Consider the following 17117-nt stretch of genomic DNA (forward strand, 5'->3'; position numbering starts at 1 on the left):
GCACCTGGACGGCCTCGGGGTGCGGGGCCCTGGAGCGGAACGCGCCCGCAGGGGCGCCGTCCCGTGTGCCCACCCGTCCCGCCCCAGCGGGACGAATGCCCACACGGGGGGTGGGGAAGGCGGGACGTGCCCACACGGCGGGGGAAGGCGGGACGGTTGCCCGCACGCCGGGTGGGGGACGGGGTGGCGGGCCAACGCGCGGGGTGCCGGGGCCGCGGGGTCAGGGGAGGACGCGGCAGAGGGCCGCCAGCGCGCCCGTCCAGCCGCTGTCCGGCGGTGTCGCGTAGCCGACCACCAGGCCGTCCTGGGTCGTCGGCACCTCCGGGTGGCGGAAGCGGTTGAGGCCGAGGAGCGCCAGGCCCTGCCAGGCGGCCGAGCGCAGGACCGCGGGCTCGAGGCCCGGCGGGAGTTCCAGGACCGCGTGGAGGCCGGCCGCGATGCCGCTCACCCGGGTCTCCGGGGAGTGCGCGGCCACCGCCTCCACCAGCTCGTCCCGCCGCCGCCGGTAGCGCAGCCGCATCGCCCGGACGTGCCGGTCGTACGCGCCCGAAGCGAGGAACTCCGCGAAGGTCAGCTGCTCGAGCGAGCTGGACACCCAGTCCACCCGCCCCTTCGCCGCCACCACCTCGTCGACCAGGCTGTCCGGCAGCACCATCCACGCCAGCCGCAGCCCCGGCGCCAGGGACTTGCTGGAGGTGCCCATGTAGACGACCCGCTCGGGATCGAGGCCCTGGAGCGCGCCCACGGGCTGGCGGTCGTAGCGGAACTCGCCGTCGTAGTCGTCCTCCAGGACCAGGCCGCCCGAGGCCCGCGCCCAGTCGATCGCCGCCACCCTCCGGTCGGGATGCAGCGCGCCGCCGAGCGGGAACTGGTGAGCGGCCGTCAGCAGCACCGCTCCGACACCCTTCATGGAGGCCAGCCCCTCGGTCCGGGTGCCGAGCTCGTCGTACGGCAGGGCGGGCAGCCGCAGCCCCGCGCGGGTCAGCAGCTCCCAGTGGGCGTCGAGCCCGTACGACTCGACCGCCACCTCCCGTACGCGGCGGGCCCGCAGCACCTGGCCCATCAGCATCAGCCCGTGCACGAACCCGGAGCAGATCACGATCCGTTCCGGCCGCGCGTGGACACCCCGCGCCCGGGCGAGGTACTCGGCGAGCACGGTGCGCAGTTCGATCCGGCCGCGCGGATCGCCGTAGCCGAAGGCCTCGTGGGGCGCGGCCGTCAGCGCGCGCCGGGACGCCTTGAGCCATTCGGCGCGCGGGAAGGACGCGAGGTCCGGCACGCCCGGCTTCAGGTTGTACGTCGGCCGGGCGGGGTCCGGCCGGGCCGCCGCCGGGGGCCGCGCACCCGGCCCGGCCGGCCGCCGCGGCACCGCCCGCTGGGCGACCCGCGTCCCGGAGCCCTGCCGGGCGGTCAGCCATCCCTCGGCGACCAGTTCGGCGTACGCGTCGGCGACGGTGTTGCGGGCCACGCCCAGGTCCGCCGCGAGCGAGCGGGAGGACGGCAGCCGCACCCCCGCCTCCAGGCGCCCGCCGCGCACCGCCTCCCGCAGGGCGTCCATCAGTCCCGTACGCAGACCCGATCCGCGCAGCTCCAGATGGAGGTCGGCCCCGAAAGTGGCCCAGTCATTCGCCATATGAATGGACCATACTCCTGAGCCATCCCGACCGTACGGTGATGACCATGACGACGACGACGAACGACAGCGTGACGACCGGCGGGGTGAAGACCGAGTACGCCCACGAGCACGGCCCGCGCCTCAACCTCGCCGAGCAGGTCCCCGACTTCTACCGGGCGATGATCCGGCTGGAGCAGGCCGCCGCGAAGGACATCGACCCGACGCTCTACCACCTGATCAAGATCCGGGCCTCGCAGATCAACCACTGCGCGTTCTGCATCGACATGCACTCCAAGGACGCGCTGGCGGAGGGCGAGTCGGTCGCGCGGATCGTCCAGCTGTCGGCCTGGGAGGAGTCCCGGCACTTCTACACCGAGCGCGAGCTGGCCGCGCTCGCGCTGACGGAGGCCGTCACCGTCCTCACCGACGGCTTCGTCACCGACGAGGTGTACGCACAGGCCGCGGCCCACTTCGACCCGGCCGAACTCGCCCGGGTCATCGCCGCGATCACCGTCATCAACGCCTGGAACCGGATCGGTGTCACCACCCGGCTGACGCCCGGCCACTACACCCCCGGGCAGTACGCCAAGTGAGCCCCGAGACCCAGGCCGACGCGTTGCGCGCCCTGCACTCCGGGCGAAGCGCCGGCGATCCGCTGGTCGTGCCGGGTCCATGGGACGCGGCGAGCGCCCGCGTCTTCGAGGAGGCCGGCTTCCCGACGCTCGCGACACCGAGCGCCGGGATCGCCGCCTCGCTCGGGTACGAGGACGGGTCGACCCCGCCCGAGGAGATGTTCGCGGCCGTGACGAGGATCGTCCGGGCCGTCTCCGTACCGGTCACGGCCGATCTGGAGGACGGCTACGGCCTGGCTCCGAAGGAGCTCGTGGCACGGGTCCTGGAGACCGGGGCGGCCGGCGTGAATCTGGAGGACTCCGACCGCTCCGGTGGGCTCAAGGACCCGCGGGAGCAGGCCGCCTGGCTGGCGGAGGTACGCGCGGAGGCCGGGCCGCGGCTCTTCGTGAACGCGCGCGTGGACACGTATGTGCGCGGGGTGGACGACCCGGACGCCGCGATCGAGCGGACGAGGCTCTACACGGCGGCCGGCGCGGACTGTGTCTACCCGATCAACGCGCCGGCGGCCCACCTTCCGCTGCTGCGCGCCGCGACCGACGCGCCGCTCAACGCCCTCGCCCTGCCCGGCGGTCCGTCGTTCGCCGAGCTCGGACGGCTGGGCGCGGCCCGGATCACCTTCGGCCACGGGCTGTTGCTGCGCACCTTGCGGGGCCTCGCGGACCTGGCGGGAGAGCTGGCCGGCGACTGAACCGCCCGTACCCTCCGCCGACTTGGCGCCACAACGGGCTCCGCCCCCGGTCGCGGACGACCGGGGGCGGAGGAAAGCGGTTCGGCTCAGATGAGGCCGAGCTCGCGCACGGCGTCGCGCTCCTCGGCCAGCTCGCGGACCGAGGCGTCGATGCGGGTGCGGGAGAACTCGTTGATGTCCAGGCCCTGGACGATCTCGTAGGCGCCGTCCTTGCAGGTGACGGGGAACGAGGAGATCAGGCCCTCCGGGACGCCGTAGGAGCCGTCCGAGGGGATGCCCATGGAGGTCCAGTCGCCCGCGGCGGTGCCGTTGACCCAGGTGTGGACGTGGTCGATGGCGGCGTTGGCGGCGGAGGCGGCCGAGGACGCGCCACGGGCCTCGATGATCGCGGCGCCGCGCTTGGCGACGGTCGGGATGAAGGTGTCGGCCAGCCACTTCTCGTCGTTGACGACCTCGGCGGCGTTCTTGCCGGCGATCTCCGCGTGGAAGATGTCCGGGTACTGGGTCGCTGAGTGGTTGCCCCAGATGGTGAGGCGCTTGATGTCCTCGACGGACGCGCCGGTCTTGGCCGCCAGCTGCGAGAGCGCGCGGTTGTGGTCCAGGCGGGTCATCGCGGTGAAGCGCTCGGCCGGGACGTCCGGGGCGGCGGCCTGGGCGATCAGGGCGTTGGTGTTGGCCGGGTTGCCGACGACGAGGACCTTGATGTCGTCCGCGGCGTGGTCGTTGATGGCCTTGCCCTGCGGCTTGAAGATGCCGCCGTTGGCGGCGAGCAGGTCGCCGCGCTCCATGCCCTTGGTGCGCGGGCGGGCGCCGACGAGCAGGGCCACGTTCGCGCCCTCGAAGCCCTGGTTCGGGTCGTCGAAGATGTCGATGCCCTTGAGCAGCGGGAAGGCGCAGTCGTCGAGCTCCATGGCGGTGCCCTCGGCGGCCTTGACGCCCTGCGGGATCTCGAGGAGGCGCAGCTTGACCGGCACGTCCGCGCCGAGCAGGTGGCCGGAGGCGATGCGGAAGAGCAGCGCGTAGCCGATCTGGCCGGCCGCGCCGGTGACGGTGACATTCACGGGAGTGCGGGTCATGGCGATCTCCGTAAGACAGCTGGCGGTGGGGGTCCCTGCCCCTGGTGCTGGATACCCCTTGCGATCGACGATCGATCGGCCGATGGACGATCGATGTCTCGACGTGAAGAGATATCCAGCGGTCAGGCTATCCGACCCGGGACCCGCTCAACCCCCACCCCCTTGTGGTGCGGCTCACTGCCACCCGACTGCCTCCGCGCCCGGGCCACGGACGGTCATCGCTCCCCGGTGCACCCCTTCGCCCCGCTCCTGAGCGTCGCGCACGCCGTCGCGTCGGTTCCCTTGGCCACGGCGACCATCGGGGTGTACGCGTCGGCGTCGGCGTCCACGACCGCGTTCTGGCTGGTACCGGCGGCGGTGACGCGGACGGTGTCGCCGGGACCGGCCCCGGTGATCCGGGCCCATGCGGCGCCGCACGTCCGGCTGTACCTCACCTCCACCTGGCCGGCGGTGCCGACGCGGGCGCGGGCGACGGTGGTGGCGAAGGCGCCGCCGCAGCCCATCGCCTCCGGGTCCTGGCCCGCGCAGCCGGCGCCGGCGCATTTCACCCCTGCGGGGAGGGTGGTGCTCGGCGGGGCGCTCGGGCTCGCCGTGGGCGTACCGGCGGCCTTCTTCCCGTCGTCGCCGGTGGCGCCGCCCCCGAGGTCGGTGAAGAGGACGGCGGCGGCGATGACGAGCAGGGCGCCGAGGACGCCGGTCAGGATCAGGGCGGCGCGGCGCGGGCGGGACGCGCCGGAGGGCTGCCGGGGCGGTGCGGCGGCCGGCGGCGCCGGTCCCGCGGGGGCGCCGGTGCGCCGGGCCGGGGTCCCGTTCCCGCCGATCCCACTCCCGCTCCCGCCGCTCCCGCCGCTCCCGCTTCCGCCCCTCGTCTCGGTCGAGGCGTTCGCGCCGGCGGTGGGGCCGGGGTCTCCGAGGGCGGCGCGTGCCTGCGAGATCCGCAGGGCTTCCATGGTGAGGTCGTGCCGCAGTTCGGAGCGGCTCCAGGCGCGCTCGGCGAGCTCCCACATCGTTGTGAGGTGGCCGATGTCGGTGCCGGTCACCTCGGCGAGCGCGACGACGGCGCCCCTGGGCGCGAGGAGCCGACCGTTGAGATATCGCTCCCATGAGGTCTTGCTGTAGCCGGTGCGGTCCGCGACGGCGGCGATGCTCAGTCCGCTGCGGTCGATCAGCCGTCGTAACTGACTCGCGAACTCGCGTATCTGTGGGTCGAGTTCGTCCGGCAGCGCTTTCCAGCGAGGCATGCGCGTTCCCCCCTTGTCCCCCTTTGTGTTCCCCCCAGAAGGATGCTCGGGGCCAGGATGGCAGTTCCCGGGTCAGGAGCGCACGGGTGCGTACGAATCGGGCGTGCGCCCCCGAGGGGTAGCGGAATGGTCACTTCCGTGCCACAAGCCGCTGACGACCCTTGAACCACATTGGCGCGTACATGACGCTCGAAAGCAGGCGGCGCCCGTCCTCCCTCGGGGGAGAGGACGGGCGCCGCCGTGACGTCGCGAGCACCTGAGCGAGCACCTGACCGCAGGTGTCTAGGTGATCGTGAGATGGAGGATGTCCTCCAGGAAGGGGATCCTCAGCCAGGGGCCCGGCTGCACCATGAGCGCCAGCAGCACGATGAGCCCGCCCATGACCCCGTACGTGACCATGTCGGTGAACCGCGACCGTACGGCGAGCATCCCGACGGACGGCAGCGCGCGCCGCAGCCCCGCGCCCGTGAGCAGCGCGACCCCGACGAGGATCGCCCCGACCCGGAACGACTGCGCGAACAGATCCGTCCCGACGACGAGCAGCCCCAGCGTGGCCAGCCCGAGCACGGTCAGCAACGGCCACTGCCGCGCCGGCGCGGGCGCCCCACCGGGGGCGGCCCGCCCGCCGCCCTCGGGCCGCGCGGTGTCGGTGGTCATCGCGGGCGGACGCCGGGACCGCCCGGGGGCGTCCGCGGCGGGGGCCTTGGCGCCGGAGGCGTCCTTCGGCACGACGACCTCCAGGCCCTCGCTCAGGTCCCCGCCCAAGCCCTCGTCCAGGCCCTCGCTCAGGTCCCCGCCCAAGCCCTCGCCCGGGTCCTCGGCGCCGGTGGCGCCCTGGGCGCTCACGCGCGACGTCATGGTCAGAGCGCCGCGGCCGCGCGCTCCGCGGCCTCGACGACGTTGACCAGGAGCTGGGCACGGGTCATCGGGCCCACGCCGCCCGGGTTCGGCGAGATCCAGCCGGCGATCTCGGTCACACCGGGGTCGACGTCGCCGAGGATCTTGCCCTCGCCGTTCCGCGAGACACCGACGTCGAGCACGGCCGCACCCGGCTTCACGTCCTCCGGCTTGATCAGATGTGGCACACCGGCCGCGGCGACGATGATGTCGGCGCGCTTGAGGTGCGCGGAGAGGTCGCGCGTGCCGGTGTGGCACTGCGTGACCGTCGCGTTCTCGGAGCGGCGGGTGAGCAGCAGCGGCATGGGGCGGCCGATGGTGACGCCGCGGCCGACGACCACGACCTCCGCGCCGTTGATCTCCACTCCGTGCTCGCGCAGCAGCTGGATGATCCCGTACGGGGTGCACGGCAGCGGCGCGGGCTCGTTCAGTACGAGACGGCCGAGGTTCATCGGGTGCAGACCGTCCGCGTCCTTGGCCGGGTCCATCAGCTCCAGGATGCGGTTCTCGTCGATGCCCTTGGGGAGCGGGAGTTGGACGATGTAGCCGGTGCACGCCGGGTCCTCGTTGAGCTCCCGTACGACCGCCTCGATCTCTTCCTGGGTGGCGGTGGCGGGCAGTTCGCGCTGGATGGAGGCGATGCCGACCTGCGCGCAGTCACGGTGCTTGCCGGCGACGTACTTCTGGCTGCCCGGGTCGTCGCCGACCAGGATCGTGCCGAGGCCGGGCGTGACGCCCTTCTCCTTCAGGGCCGCCACACGGGCGGTCAGGTCGGACTTGATCGCGGCTGCGGTGGCCTTGCCATCGAGAATCTGGGCGCTCATGAGCCCATCCTCCCGGATGACCCCTCGCTTGTTCCAATTCGACTGCGCACGGCCTTGCGGGCTGGGGGTCCCCCCACGCCCTCAGGGCACAGGGGGCGCGTCCGGAGAGGTTGCACTTGCACAACTCCCGGCATTCCGACTGGACAAAAAGTCGATGCTACGACGACGATGACCGCGCAGTGCCGCGGGCAGTGCCGGGGGGCAAATCACTCATAGGCCGTGAAAGTACCTCCGCGCGGGCCGCGTCGTCCCCGCACAACCCACGGAGGAAACCCGCGATGAGCTTCGGCGAACCGAACAACCCCTACGGCCAGCCGCAGGGCCAGCAGCCCGGATACGGTCAGCCGCAGGGTCAGCAGCCCGGATACGGCTACCCGCAGCAGGCTCCGCAGGGTGTCCCCCCGCAGTACGGCTACCCGCAGGCGCCGCCGGTCCAGCAGCCGTACGGCGCGGCCGGTTACCCGCAGGGTCCGGCGAAGATGCCCGGTCTCATGACCGCGGCCCGCGTGATCATGTTCATCCTGGCGGGCCTGCAGATCATCGTCGCGATCATCGCCGGCATCGGCATCGCGGCCGCCTCGGAGGCCGTCGACTCGGACGCCGCGACCGGTCTGGCCGGCCTGGGCTTCGTGCTCGTCTTCATCCTGCTTCTCTTCGCCGGCCTGGGCATCTTCCTGGGCGTGAAGTTCTCCACCGGCGGCACCGCGATCCGCGTCCTCACGATCATCTACGCCTCGCTGATGCTCCTCGGCGGCCTCGGCAACTTCGCCTCCGGTGAGGCCACCGGCGTCCCCGGCGGCGTCATCAGCCTCGCCATCGGCGGCATCATCCTCGCCTCGATGGTGAACTCGCAGGCGTCCGCGTGGTTCAACCGCCCGCGCCAGCAGTACTGATCCGCACGGATCCACTCACGCGAAGGGGCCCGGTTCCGTCTGGAACCGGGCCCCTTCGCGTACGCGCACGCTCGTACGCGCGAAGTACAGCGAGCACATGGAGCGTCACACGCGACGCAGCACCGCGAACTGTCCCGCGCGCACCGACACCTCGTACCGCGCCTCCGGGTGCAGCGACGCCGCCAGCTGGACCGGGTCGGTCACCGGCTGGGACCAGCCCGAGTCGAGGTCGAGGGCGAGGAAGTCGGGGCTGACGCCCTTCGCCCCGCCCACCCAGTAGACGGTGCGGTCCGCCGTGAGGTGGGCCATGAGCGTCACATTGGTCTCCACGCTCGCCCCCTTCGGCACCGCGTCGACCGCCCGCCGGGCGTCCAGCGTCCGGGTGTCCGTGCGGTACGTCTCCGAGCGGAGCAGCTCCCGCAGCGGCAGGTCCAGGGCGACCACGATCGAGACCGCCGTGACGACGGGAACGGCGACCTTCCCGTACGCGACGAGCCAGCTCCGCGGCGAGGTGCGGACGGCCCGGACGGCGTCGACCAGGGCGAGGAAGACGACCGGCATCAGGATGGCGCTGTAGTGCCAGATCATCCCCCAGTGGTTCGGGTCCTGGGAGAGGAAACGCCAGCCGAGCGTCGGCAGCACGAGCAGCATCAGCGGGGAGCGCAGGGCGAGGAAGCCGGTGATCCCGACGAGGAAGAAGAGCATCTCCCACTTGACGTCGGAACCGAGCGACGAGAGCACGGCGTGCGCGAAGGAGACGTCGGCGCCCTCGCTCGACTTCTCGATCTTGGCCCAGTAGTCGTACTGGCCGACCCGGCTCGCGGCGGGGATCAGGACCAGGACCGTCAGGGCGAAGAAGGCGGCGCCGAACGCGGCCAGGGCGGCGCCGAGGCGCTTCTGCCCCCGTACGAAGAGGACCGCTCCGACCATGGCGACGGTGAGGCCCATGTCCTCCTTGACGAGGACGAGGGGGGCGGACCAGGCGACGGCGGCAGTCCAACGCCCCAGGAGCAGGGCCCGGCAGGTCAGGGCGAGGAGCGGGACGGCGAAGGCGATCTCGTGGAAGTCGGACTTGACCGCCTCCTGAAGGCCCCAGGAGAGGCCGTAGGCCACGGTGAGGCCGAGGCCGGCCGCGCGGCTGCCGAGCACCTGCTGAGCGGTGCGGCCGACGACGACGGCGGAGGCGGCGAAGAGCGCGGCCTGCGCGAAGAGGAGCGCAAGCGGGGAGGACCAGATCCAGTACAGGGGCGCGAGGAGTGCGGTGACCGGACTGAAGTGGTCCCCGAGTATGAGGAAGCCGGGGCCCTTGATGTCGACGACGGGCGCCCGGAGCTCGGCGTAGGCCCTGACGGACTGATTGAAGATCCCGAGGTCCCAGGAGGGCGTACGGAACTGCTCGTACTGGACCCACGAATAGAGGAAGTACAGGGCGCAGAGCACGCCCGCCACGAGGACGTACGGGCGTAGGGGCACGCCGGGAGGGCTGCCTTCCGGCGGCCCGGCGCCGGTCTCCGGGGCGGCGGTCTCCGCCGCAGCCCCGCTCTGTACATCCAACACCGCGCCCCCACTTAGCAGCCGCCGACAAAAGAGCAACCCATTAGACCAGAGAGGACACGACCGGCGGAATCGCCGGTCAAACCCGCACGGAAGGGGAAACCCGGAAAGAGGATCAAGGGAGTGTGACCGGCGTCACATTGACCGGAGTTGGAATTCACCACTCCACTCCCACCCACCCCCCATCTGTCCGCGATTCCCACAGGCTGCACGCGGAACGGATGAGCCGGCTCACGGATTCGTCACGAACGGAATCATTCGATCACGCCACGATATTTCGGCCACGTTTCAACGATGCTGGCCCGAACTCGCCCTGCGGAGCAAAAAGTTCCGTCCGAGGGCCCGAATCGCTGTGCTAGCTTCCTCGACCGGCAAGACCCGTTTCTCCCACTCACAGCACGTGAAAGGAAGAGCACATGGTCAAGCGCAGAGTGATGTCCGCCGTTCTCGGCACCGCGGCCGCGGCCGGACTGACGATGGTCGCCTCGGCTCCCGCCCAGGCTGTCGACCGGAACTGCTACGACGGCAACTTCTGTGTCTATCAGGCGCACGAGTTCAACACGAACTACCCGATGTACCGCTTCAGTGGTGCCGACTCCAACTGGTCCGACCAGTCGGCGATCTACGACAACGACAGTTCCTGGCGGAACCGCTGGAGCGTCACGGTGAAGGTGTACGCCTACGCCGGCTACTCCACCGTGAACACCTGCTTCAACCCGGGCTACCAGCTGGGCTCGGGCGGCAGCTCGCAGAACGACAACGGCCGCTCGCACAAGTGGGACGGCACCAGCTGGTGCTGACCCGCCGACCGGCGGACCGAGTCTTCGCACCACGGTGAACAGCCGGATGCCTCCCCCTCATCGCAGGAGGGGGAGGCATCCGGCCCCCACCATAGCCCCGAGAGGACCCAGATGCTCCCCCGTCACCGGATCGGCGCCGGCCTGGTCGCCGCCGCCGCCCTGACCGCACTCGTCGGCTGCAGCTCAGGCTCCGACACCGGCCGCGACGAGGCGGGCGCACCGTCCGGCGGCCCGGCGGCCGCCCCCGACGCGGCGAGCGCCGCCAAGGCCACGCAGGCCTTCAACTCGGCGAAGGAACTCGGCCGCCAGGTCGGTGCGATGGAGCTGCAGATCACCAAGAAGTGCATGGTCGCGCAGGGGTTCACCGTGCATCCGCCGGACCCGGCACCCATGCCGGACGCGGACGGCGCGGACGCCCCCGAGGGGCGCGTCTCCCCCACGTCCGAGCAGGCCGCGCAGCGCGGATACGGCGCCGCACCGGACGCCGGCGGCGGGCAGCCGGAGAACTCCACCCAGGAGCAGGCCGGCCCCTGGCGGGACCTGCCCGACACGGAGAAGCAGCGGTACACCCTGGCCAAGAGCGGCGACCCCGACCAGTTGGTCAGCTACGAGACCGGGGAGGGCAAGTTCTCCTCCCCCAGCGGCGGTTGCATGGGCGAGACCCGCAAGAAGCTCTACGGCGACATGCCGAAGTATCTCCGCCTCATGTGGATGACCGACAACGGAATGCGCCACGAGGCCGGCCGCCAGGCCGAGCAGTCCGACGCATTCCTCAAAGCCGTCGGAAACTGGTCCTCCTGCATGGAGAAGGCGGGATACGGCGGACTGAAGTCGCCGACCGACGCGGTGAAGAAGGCCAAGGATTACTACGGCGGAAAAGACTCCGGAAAGAACCTGGACGCGGCGGCCGTGGAAACCGGCCGGAAGAATGAGATCGCCCAGGCGAAAGCCGACGCGAAGTGTGCCGACACCTCGAAGTACGACACGGTGTGGCGCACCGCGAATCAGAAAGCACTGAGCGCGCTCTACGTCAAGAACGAGGCCGACCTGGTCGCCTATCAGGAAATCCTGACCGAGGCGCAGAAGAAGGCCCAGAAGATGCTGGAGTCCTGAGGTGGAGATCAGCGGCGGGGGCCGCACCGCGGACGAGGAGTCCGTCGGCGGCGAGCACGGCGAGGTAAGCGCGAGCCCGCGCCGCCGCTGGGGCCGGGTCGCGGCCGCGACCGGTGTCGTCGTCGCGCTGGCGGCCAGCGGCAGCGCCTGGCTCGCCGCCTCCCAGGCCCGTACGCCCGAGCAGCGCGCCGCCTCGGCCGCCGCCCCGCCGCGCTCCAGCGTCACCGTGCCCGCGGAGGCGGGGCCGCTGGTCGACCGCAGGACCTGGGACGGCACCCTGGCCCGCAGCAGCAACCTCGTCGTGCGCGGTCCCGAGTCGGGCGAGGGAGCGGCCCGGCAGGTCGTGACCCGGCTGTCGGTGAAGCCCGGCACCAAGCTGGCCAACGGCTCGCTCGGGGCGGAGATCTCCGGCCGTCCGCTGTTCCTCCTCGAAGGGGCTTTCCCGGCCTACCGCGATCTGCGCGAGGGCATGCAGGGCCCGGACGTACGCCAACTGCAGCAGGCGTTGCAGCAGTTGTACGGGACTCCCGTCACGGGCACGTTCGACGACCGCACGGCGCGGGACCTGAAGCGGTTGTACCGGAGCGCGGGATACCGGCCGCTCCTCGGCAGCGAGGGCGACACGGACCCCGGTGGGGCCGGCGGCTCCACCGGCTCCGGCGGCACGAGCGGCAAGACGGGCGGGAGCGGGAGCGGCGGGGGCGACACCGGAGCGACGACCGGGTCCGGCGGCTCTTCCGGGTCCGGAGCGACCGACGGTTCCGGGTCCGGAGAGACCGCCGGGTCCACCGGGACGCCGCCCGCCACCCGGACCGTCGTCACCCTCCCCATGTCCGAGGTCGTCTTCATGGGCTCGCTCCCGGCGACCGTCGGCGAGGTCTCCGGCCGGGTCGGCGCCAACGCCTCGGAGCCCCTCTTCACCGTGACCGGCGGCCGCTGGCAGATCAAGATCCCGGTGACGGACACGGCGCTGCCCGACTTCACCACCCTGCCCCAGGGCACGCGCGCGAAGATCTCCGGCGACCGGCTCGGCGGTGCCACGCTCCAGGGTTCGTACGAGAGGGTGTCGACCGGCACCACGCGGCACGCGTTCTTCGACGTCACCGGGACCGTGCCGGACACGGCGCTCGGCAGCCCGGTCAAGGTCGAGGCCATCCGCCGCAGCAGCTCGCCGGACTCCCTGATCGTCCCCGTCTCCGCGCTGTGGACCGACCCGGCCGGGCTCGTCTCCGTGACCGTCGTCCAGGGCGACCGGCGTCGGCACGTACCGGTGGACGTGGGCCTCACGGTCGGCGGCCGGGCGGCGGTGACCGGCGCCGATCCCGCCCTCGCGAAGGGCGCGCACCTGCTCGTCGGGTACGCCTATCGGGAGGCCGGACTTGGCTGACGAAGCCGCCCCCGGGCAGCGGGTGGTGATCTCGATGAGCGGGGTCTCCAAGACCTACCCGGCCGCCACACCCGTGACCGCCCTCAAGGACGCGACGCTGGAGATCCGTACCGGCGAGATGGTCGCCATCACCGGCCCCTCCGGCTCGGGCAAGTCCACCCTCCTCAACATCCTCGGCCTCCTCGACACCGCGACCGGCGGCACGTACGCGATGGACGGCGTCGACGTCCGCACGCTCGGCGAGCGGGAACGGACGCGGCTGCGGGCGACCCGGCTCGGGTTCGTGTTCCAGTCCTTCCATCTGGTGCCGTACCTGACCTGTCTGCGCAATGTGCAGCTGCCGCTGGTGCACACCCGCCACCCGCGCGCCGAGCGGCGGGAGCGCGCCGAGACGGCCCTGCGGTCGGTCGGGCTCGGCCACCGGATCTCCGCCCGTCCCACGACGCTGTCCGGCGGCGAACGGCAGCGCGTCGCCCTCGCCCGGGCCGTGGTGCACCAGCCGTCGGTCCTGCTCTGCGACGAGCCGACCGGGAACCTGGACTCGGCCAACACCGACCAGGTGATGACCTTGCTGCGCGGACTCGTCACCCCGGAGCGCACGGTCGTCGTCGTGACCCACGAGCGGGACGTCGCGGAACGGGCCGACCGTGAACTGAGGGTCGTGGACGGACATGTGGTCTGAACGGCGCGGCGGCGGGAAGGGGCGGCGGGAGCGGACCGGGACGGCGTTCACGGACATCGTCGTCCAGGCGGTCCACGCCGTCCTCGGGCGCCGCCTGCGCTCCGTCCTGACCGTCCTCGGCATCGCGCTCGGCATCGCCGCCGCGCTGGCGACCACCGGCATCACGGCGAGCGCCGCGGACGCCGTGTCCGGGCGCTTCGACGCGTTGAAGGCGACGGCCGTGACCGTTCGGTTCCACAACGAGGCGGCGCGGCCGACGACCGCGGCGGCGGTACGGGCGCGGAAGCTGAACGGCGTGCGGTCGGCCGGTCTGCTCTGCACGGCCGACGAGCGTCCGACGATCTCTGCCCTCGGCCCCGGCTACGACTGGGCGACCCCGCAGGAGTTGCGTGTGCTGGCCGCCGACGAGGGCGCCCTCGCGGCCCTCGGTGTCACCGCCCGCTCGGGGCGACTGCCGGACGCGGGGCACATGGCGCGCGGCGACGCGGTGGCGCTGGTGGACACGGTGGCCGCCAAGGCCCTCGGCCTGGACGCCCTCCTCGAACAGACGCCGGAGGCGGCCCCTTCGGTCCACATCGCGGGCCGGCCCTTCACGGTGATCGGCAGTTTCCGGGCCCCGGCCGGTGAGGCCCGGCTGACCGGCAGCGTGATCGTCCCGTACGCCTCCTGCGCAACGGACGGCGGCGTCCTGAACCGCCCCCAGCAGGCCGGAAGCGACAGCGGCGGCGGGGAGAAGAGCGCGGGCCGGAAGCTGGTCTTCGGCGCCACCGAGGCGGTCCTGCGCACCGAACTGGGCGCCGCGCAGCAGGTCGGGCAGGAGGCCCCGCTGGCGCTCTTCCCGGAGGGACCGGACCGGCTCGCGGCCATCGTCCCGGCCGATCTCGGCACGTTCCGCGGAGGCGTGGAGAGCGAGACCCGGGCCCTGTTCCTCGGCCTCGCCGGAGTGTCCCTGCTCATCGGCGCGCTCGGCGTCAGCAACACCACGTACGTGTCGGTGGTCGAGCGCCGTGCCGAGATCGGTCTGCGCCGGGCTGTCGGCGCAGGCCGGGCGGCGGTGTCGGCCCAGTTCCTCGTGGAGTGCGGGCTCCTGGGCCTGGTGGGCGGGGTGCTGGGGACGGCCGTCGGGGTGGATGTGACGGCCGGTACGGCGTTGGCGAAGGGCTGGCTGGTGGTCCTCGACCCCCGGCTCACCGCCGCCGGTCCGCTGCTCGGCCTCGCGGTCGGCATGCTGGCGGGGGTCTACCCGGCCCTGGCGGCGTCCCGTATCGCTCCCGCGGAGACACTGCGCGGCTGAACTCCCGTGCCGCCCCGCACATACGAAGGCACCGCGGGCCGGCGTGTGCCGGCCCGCGGTGCCTCATGCCTCGTGCCTCATGCCTCACCGAGGCGCGAAGATCAGTGGAAGAAGTGACGCGTACCCGTGAAGTACATCGTCACGCCCGCCTTCTTCGCCGCCTCGACCACCAGCTCGTCCCGGACCGATCCGCCCGGCTGCACGACCGCCTTGACGCCCGCCGCCGTGAGGATCTCCAGGCCGTCCGGGAACGGGAAGAACGCGTCCGACGCGGCGTACGAACCGCGGGCCCGCTCCTCTCCCGCCCGCTCGACCGCGAGCTTCGCGGAGTCGACGCGGTTGACCTGGCCCATGCCGACGCCGACCGAGGCGCCGTCCTTGGCGAGGAGGATCGCGTTGGACTTGACCGCGCGGCAGGCCTTCCAGGCGAAGGACAGCTCGGCCAGCTCCTGGGCGGAGAGCGCGTCTCCGGTCGCGAGGGTCCAGTTCGCCGGGTCGTCACCCTCGGCCTGGAGGCGGTCGGTGACCTGGAGCAGCGCACCGCCGTCGATCGGCTTGACCTCGACCGGGTTGGCCGGGGCGCCCTCGGCGCGCAGCACGCGGATGTTCTTCTTCTTGGCCAGGACCTCGACCGCGCCGTCCTCGTAGCCGGGCGCCACGATGACCTCGGTGAAGATCTCGGCGACCTGCTCGGCCATCGCCACGGAGACCGGGCGGTTGACGGCGATCACGCCGCCGAAGGCCGACAGCGGGTCACAGGCGTGCGCCTTGCGGTGCGCCTCGGCGACGTCCGCGCCGATCGCGATGCCGCACGGGTTGGCGTGCTTGATGATCGCGACGCAGGGCTCGGAGTGGTCGTACGCGGCCCGGCGCGCGGCGTCGGTGTCCGTGAAGTTGTTGTACGACATCTCCTTGCCGTGCAGCTGCTCGGCCTCGGCCAGGCCGCCGGTGCCGTCCACGTACAGCGCGGCACCCTGGTGCGGGTTCTCGCCGTAGCGCAGCACGTTGCTCCGCTCGTACGTGGCGCCCAGGAAGTCGGGGAAGCCGCTGTCGTCGGCGGCCGCGTAGTCGTCCGCGAACCAGGAGGCGACGGCCACGTCGTACGCGGCGGTGTGCTGGAAGGCCTCGGCGGCGAGGCGCTTGCGCGCGGCCAGCTCGAAGCCGCCCTCACGGGCCGCGGTCAGGACGTCCGCGTACCGCGCCGGGCTGGTGACCACGGCCACGGAGGGGTGGTTCTTGGCGGCGGCGCGGACCATCGACGGGCCGCCGATGTCGATCTGCTCGACGCACTCGTCAGGGGTGGCGCCGGAGGCGACGGTCTCCCGGAACGGGTAGAGGTTCACGATCACCAGGTCGAAGGGCTCGACACCCAGCTCGGCGAGCTGGTTGCGGTGGTCCTCCAGACGCAGGTCGGCGAGGATGCCGGCGTGCACGCGCGGGTGGAGCGTCTTGACGCGGCCGTCCAGGCACTCGGGGAAGCCGGTGAGCTCCTCGACCTTGGTGACCGGGACGCCGGCCGCGGCGATCTTCGAGGCGGTGGAGCCCGTGGAGACGAGGGAGACACCCGCCTCGTGCAGGCCGCGGGCCAGCTCCTCAAGGCCGGTCTTGTCGTAGACGCTGACGAGCGCGCGGCGGATGGGGCGCTTCGTACCTTCGGCGGTCACGGGATTGTTACCTTTCGTCCCTCAATGCGGTAGCCGTGCCGGGCCAGACGCCCCACGACCTCGACGAGCAGCGATCGCTCGACTTCCTTGATGCGCTCATGGAGCGCGGCTTCATCGTCCTCGTCCCGGACCTCGACCACGCCCTGGGCGATGATCGGGCCGGTGTCGACACCGTCGTCGACGAAGTGGACGGTGCATCCGGTGACCTTCGCGCCGTACGCGAGTGCGTCCCGCACTCCATGGGCACCGGGAAAACTGGGCAGCAGCGCCGGGTGGGTGTTGACGACCCGACCGCCGAAGCGGGCGAGGAACTCCTTGCCGACGATCTTCATGAAGCCGGCCGAGAGGACGAGGTCGGGCTCGTACGCGGCGGTGGCCTCGGTCAGGGCGCGGTCCCACTCCTCGCGCGTGGCGTGGTCCTTCACCTTGCACACGAAGGTGGGCAGTCCGGCGCGCTCGGCGCGCTCCAGGCCGGCGATGTTCTCGCGGTCGGCGCCGACGGCGACGATCTCCGCCCCGTACCCCTCGGGGTCGGCGGCGATGGCGTCGAGCAGGGCCTGGAGGTTGGTGCCGGACCCGGAGACCAGGACGACGAGGCGGGCGGCGGCCACTCGGTCACTCTTTCCGTGGTGTTTGTACGGTCGCACAAAGGAATCGTGCCTCCGAATACGGGGAACCCTACGAAGGGCCCGACCGTCAGCAACGATACCGGCACACCGGACGGCCCCCACGGGACGGGGGCGTGGCCGGGGGGTA

16 protein-coding genes are annotated in these 17117 nt (G+C 72.2%); 8 read left to right on the forward strand and 8 right to left on the reverse strand.

From position 1 onward, the window contains the following. Positions 1-220 precede the first annotated feature (220 nt). Complete coding sequence (locus tag ABZ939_RS24605) at positions 221-1633, reverse strand: PLP-dependent aminotransferase family protein (RefSeq protein WP_361859063.1); 1413 nt, start codon at positions 1631-1633, stop codon at positions 221-223. A 47-nt stretch (positions 1634-1680) separates the two neighbouring features. Between ABZ939_RS24605 and ABZ939_RS24610 the strand changes: the two genes are divergently transcribed. Continuing rightward, on the forward strand, positions 1681-2208 hold the full coding sequence (locus tag ABZ939_RS24610; protein WP_361859066.1) for a carboxymuconolactone decarboxylase family protein: 528 nt from the start codon (positions 1681-1683) through the stop codon (positions 2206-2208). After that, positions 2205-2936, forward strand: a complete 732-nt coding sequence (locus ABZ939_RS24615) for an isocitrate lyase/phosphoenolpyruvate mutase family protein (RefSeq protein WP_361859069.1) — start codon at positions 2205-2207, stop codon at positions 2934-2936. The genes ABZ939_RS24610 and ABZ939_RS24615 overlap by 4 nt, the downstream gene beginning before the upstream one ends. Positions 2937-3022: 86 nt before the next feature. Here the strand turns inward: ABZ939_RS24615 and ABZ939_RS24620 are convergent, their stop codons facing one another. The 4 genes from ABZ939_RS24620 to ABZ939_RS24635 form a co-directional block, all read right to left on the reverse strand. Beyond that, a complete protein-coding gene (locus ABZ939_RS24620; protein ID WP_361859072.1) occupies positions 3023-4012 on the reverse strand; it encodes a malate dehydrogenase in 990 nt (329 codons plus the stop codon). Between the two features lie 215 nt (positions 4013-4227). After that, on the reverse strand, positions 4228-5253 hold the full coding sequence (locus ABZ939_RS24625) for a DUF2690 domain-containing protein (RefSeq protein WP_361859074.1): 1026 nt from the start codon (positions 5251-5253) through the stop codon (positions 4228-4230). Between the two features lie 282 nt (positions 5254-5535). Next, positions 5536-6111 carry a DUF3017 domain-containing protein gene (locus ABZ939_RS24630; RefSeq protein ID WP_361859076.1) on the reverse strand — a complete coding sequence of 192 codons (576 nt, stop codon included), beginning with the start codon at positions 6109-6111 and terminating at the stop codon, positions 5536-5538. A gap of 2 nt (positions 6112-6113) precedes the next feature. Then, complete coding sequence (locus tag ABZ939_RS24635; RefSeq protein WP_361859079.1) at positions 6114-6974, reverse strand: bifunctional methylenetetrahydrofolate dehydrogenase/methenyltetrahydrofolate cyclohydrolase; 861 nt, start codon at positions 6972-6974, stop codon at positions 6114-6116. Between the two features lie 278 nt (positions 6975-7252). Between ABZ939_RS24635 and ABZ939_RS24640 the strand changes: the two genes are divergently transcribed. After that, complete coding sequence (locus ABZ939_RS24640) at positions 7253-7867, forward strand: hypothetical protein (protein WP_361859082.1); 615 nt, start codon at positions 7253-7255, stop codon at positions 7865-7867. 105 nt (positions 7868-7972) lie between these two features. On the opposite strand, the gene ABZ939_RS24645 is transcribed toward ABZ939_RS24640, so the two are convergent. Further along, positions 7973-9424, reverse strand: a complete 1452-nt coding sequence (locus ABZ939_RS24645; protein WP_361859085.1) for a DUF2079 domain-containing protein — start codon at positions 9422-9424, stop codon at positions 7973-7975. A 413-nt stretch (positions 9425-9837) separates the two neighbouring features. Here ABZ939_RS24645 and ABZ939_RS24650 point away from each other — a divergent pair, with 413 nt between their 5' ends. The 5 genes from ABZ939_RS24650 (at position 9838) to ABZ939_RS24670 (ending at position 14697) form a co-directional block, all read left to right on the forward strand. Continuing rightward, entirely contained in the window at positions 9838-10221 is a 384-nt protein-coding gene (locus ABZ939_RS24650; RefSeq protein WP_361859088.1) for a peptidase inhibitor family I36 protein, read from the forward strand. Positions 10222-10332: 111 nt separating this feature from the next. Beyond that, positions 10333-11334 carry a hypothetical protein gene (locus ABZ939_RS24655; RefSeq protein WP_361859091.1) on the forward strand — a complete coding sequence of 334 codons (1002 nt, stop codon included), beginning with the start codon at positions 10333-10335 and terminating at the stop codon, positions 11332-11334. Between the two features lies 1 nt (position 11335). After that, on the forward strand, positions 11336-12721 hold the full coding sequence (locus ABZ939_RS24660; protein WP_361859094.1) for a hypothetical protein: 1386 nt from the start codon (positions 11336-11338) through the stop codon (positions 12719-12721). Next, entirely contained in the window at positions 12714-13403 is a 690-nt protein-coding gene (locus tag ABZ939_RS24665; RefSeq protein WP_361859097.1) for an ABC transporter ATP-binding protein, read from the forward strand. The genes ABZ939_RS24660 and ABZ939_RS24665 overlap by 8 nt, the downstream gene beginning before the upstream one ends. Further along, positions 13393-14697, forward strand: coding sequence for an ABC transporter permease (locus tag ABZ939_RS24670; protein WP_361859100.1), 1305 nt, complete (start codon positions 13393-13395; stop codon positions 14695-14697). Before ABZ939_RS24665 ends, ABZ939_RS24670 begins: the two co-directional genes overlap by 11 nt. Positions 14698-14798: 101 nt before the next feature. Here ABZ939_RS24670 and purH read toward each other — a convergent pair whose 3' ends face one another. Continuing rightward, positions 14799-16361, reverse strand: a complete 1563-nt coding sequence (gene purH / locus ABZ939_RS24675; RefSeq protein ID WP_361859103.1) for a bifunctional phosphoribosylaminoimidazolecarboxamide formyltransferase/IMP cyclohydrolase — start codon at positions 16359-16361, stop codon at positions 14799-14801. Beyond that, the gene (gene purN / locus ABZ939_RS24680; RefSeq protein WP_361859106.1) at positions 16358-16972 is read right to left on the reverse strand and encodes a phosphoribosylglycinamide formyltransferase; all 615 of its coding nucleotides are present in this window, start codon (positions 16970-16972) and stop codon (positions 16358-16360) included. The genes purH and purN overlap by 4 nt, the downstream gene beginning before the upstream one ends. Positions 16973-17117 lie beyond the last annotated feature (145 nt).

It is taken from the genome of Streptomyces sp. NPDC046712, from assembly GCF_040645695.1.
In the GTDB taxonomy this organism is placed as follows: domain Bacteria; phylum Actinomycetota; class Actinomycetes; order Streptomycetales; family Streptomycetaceae; genus Streptomyces.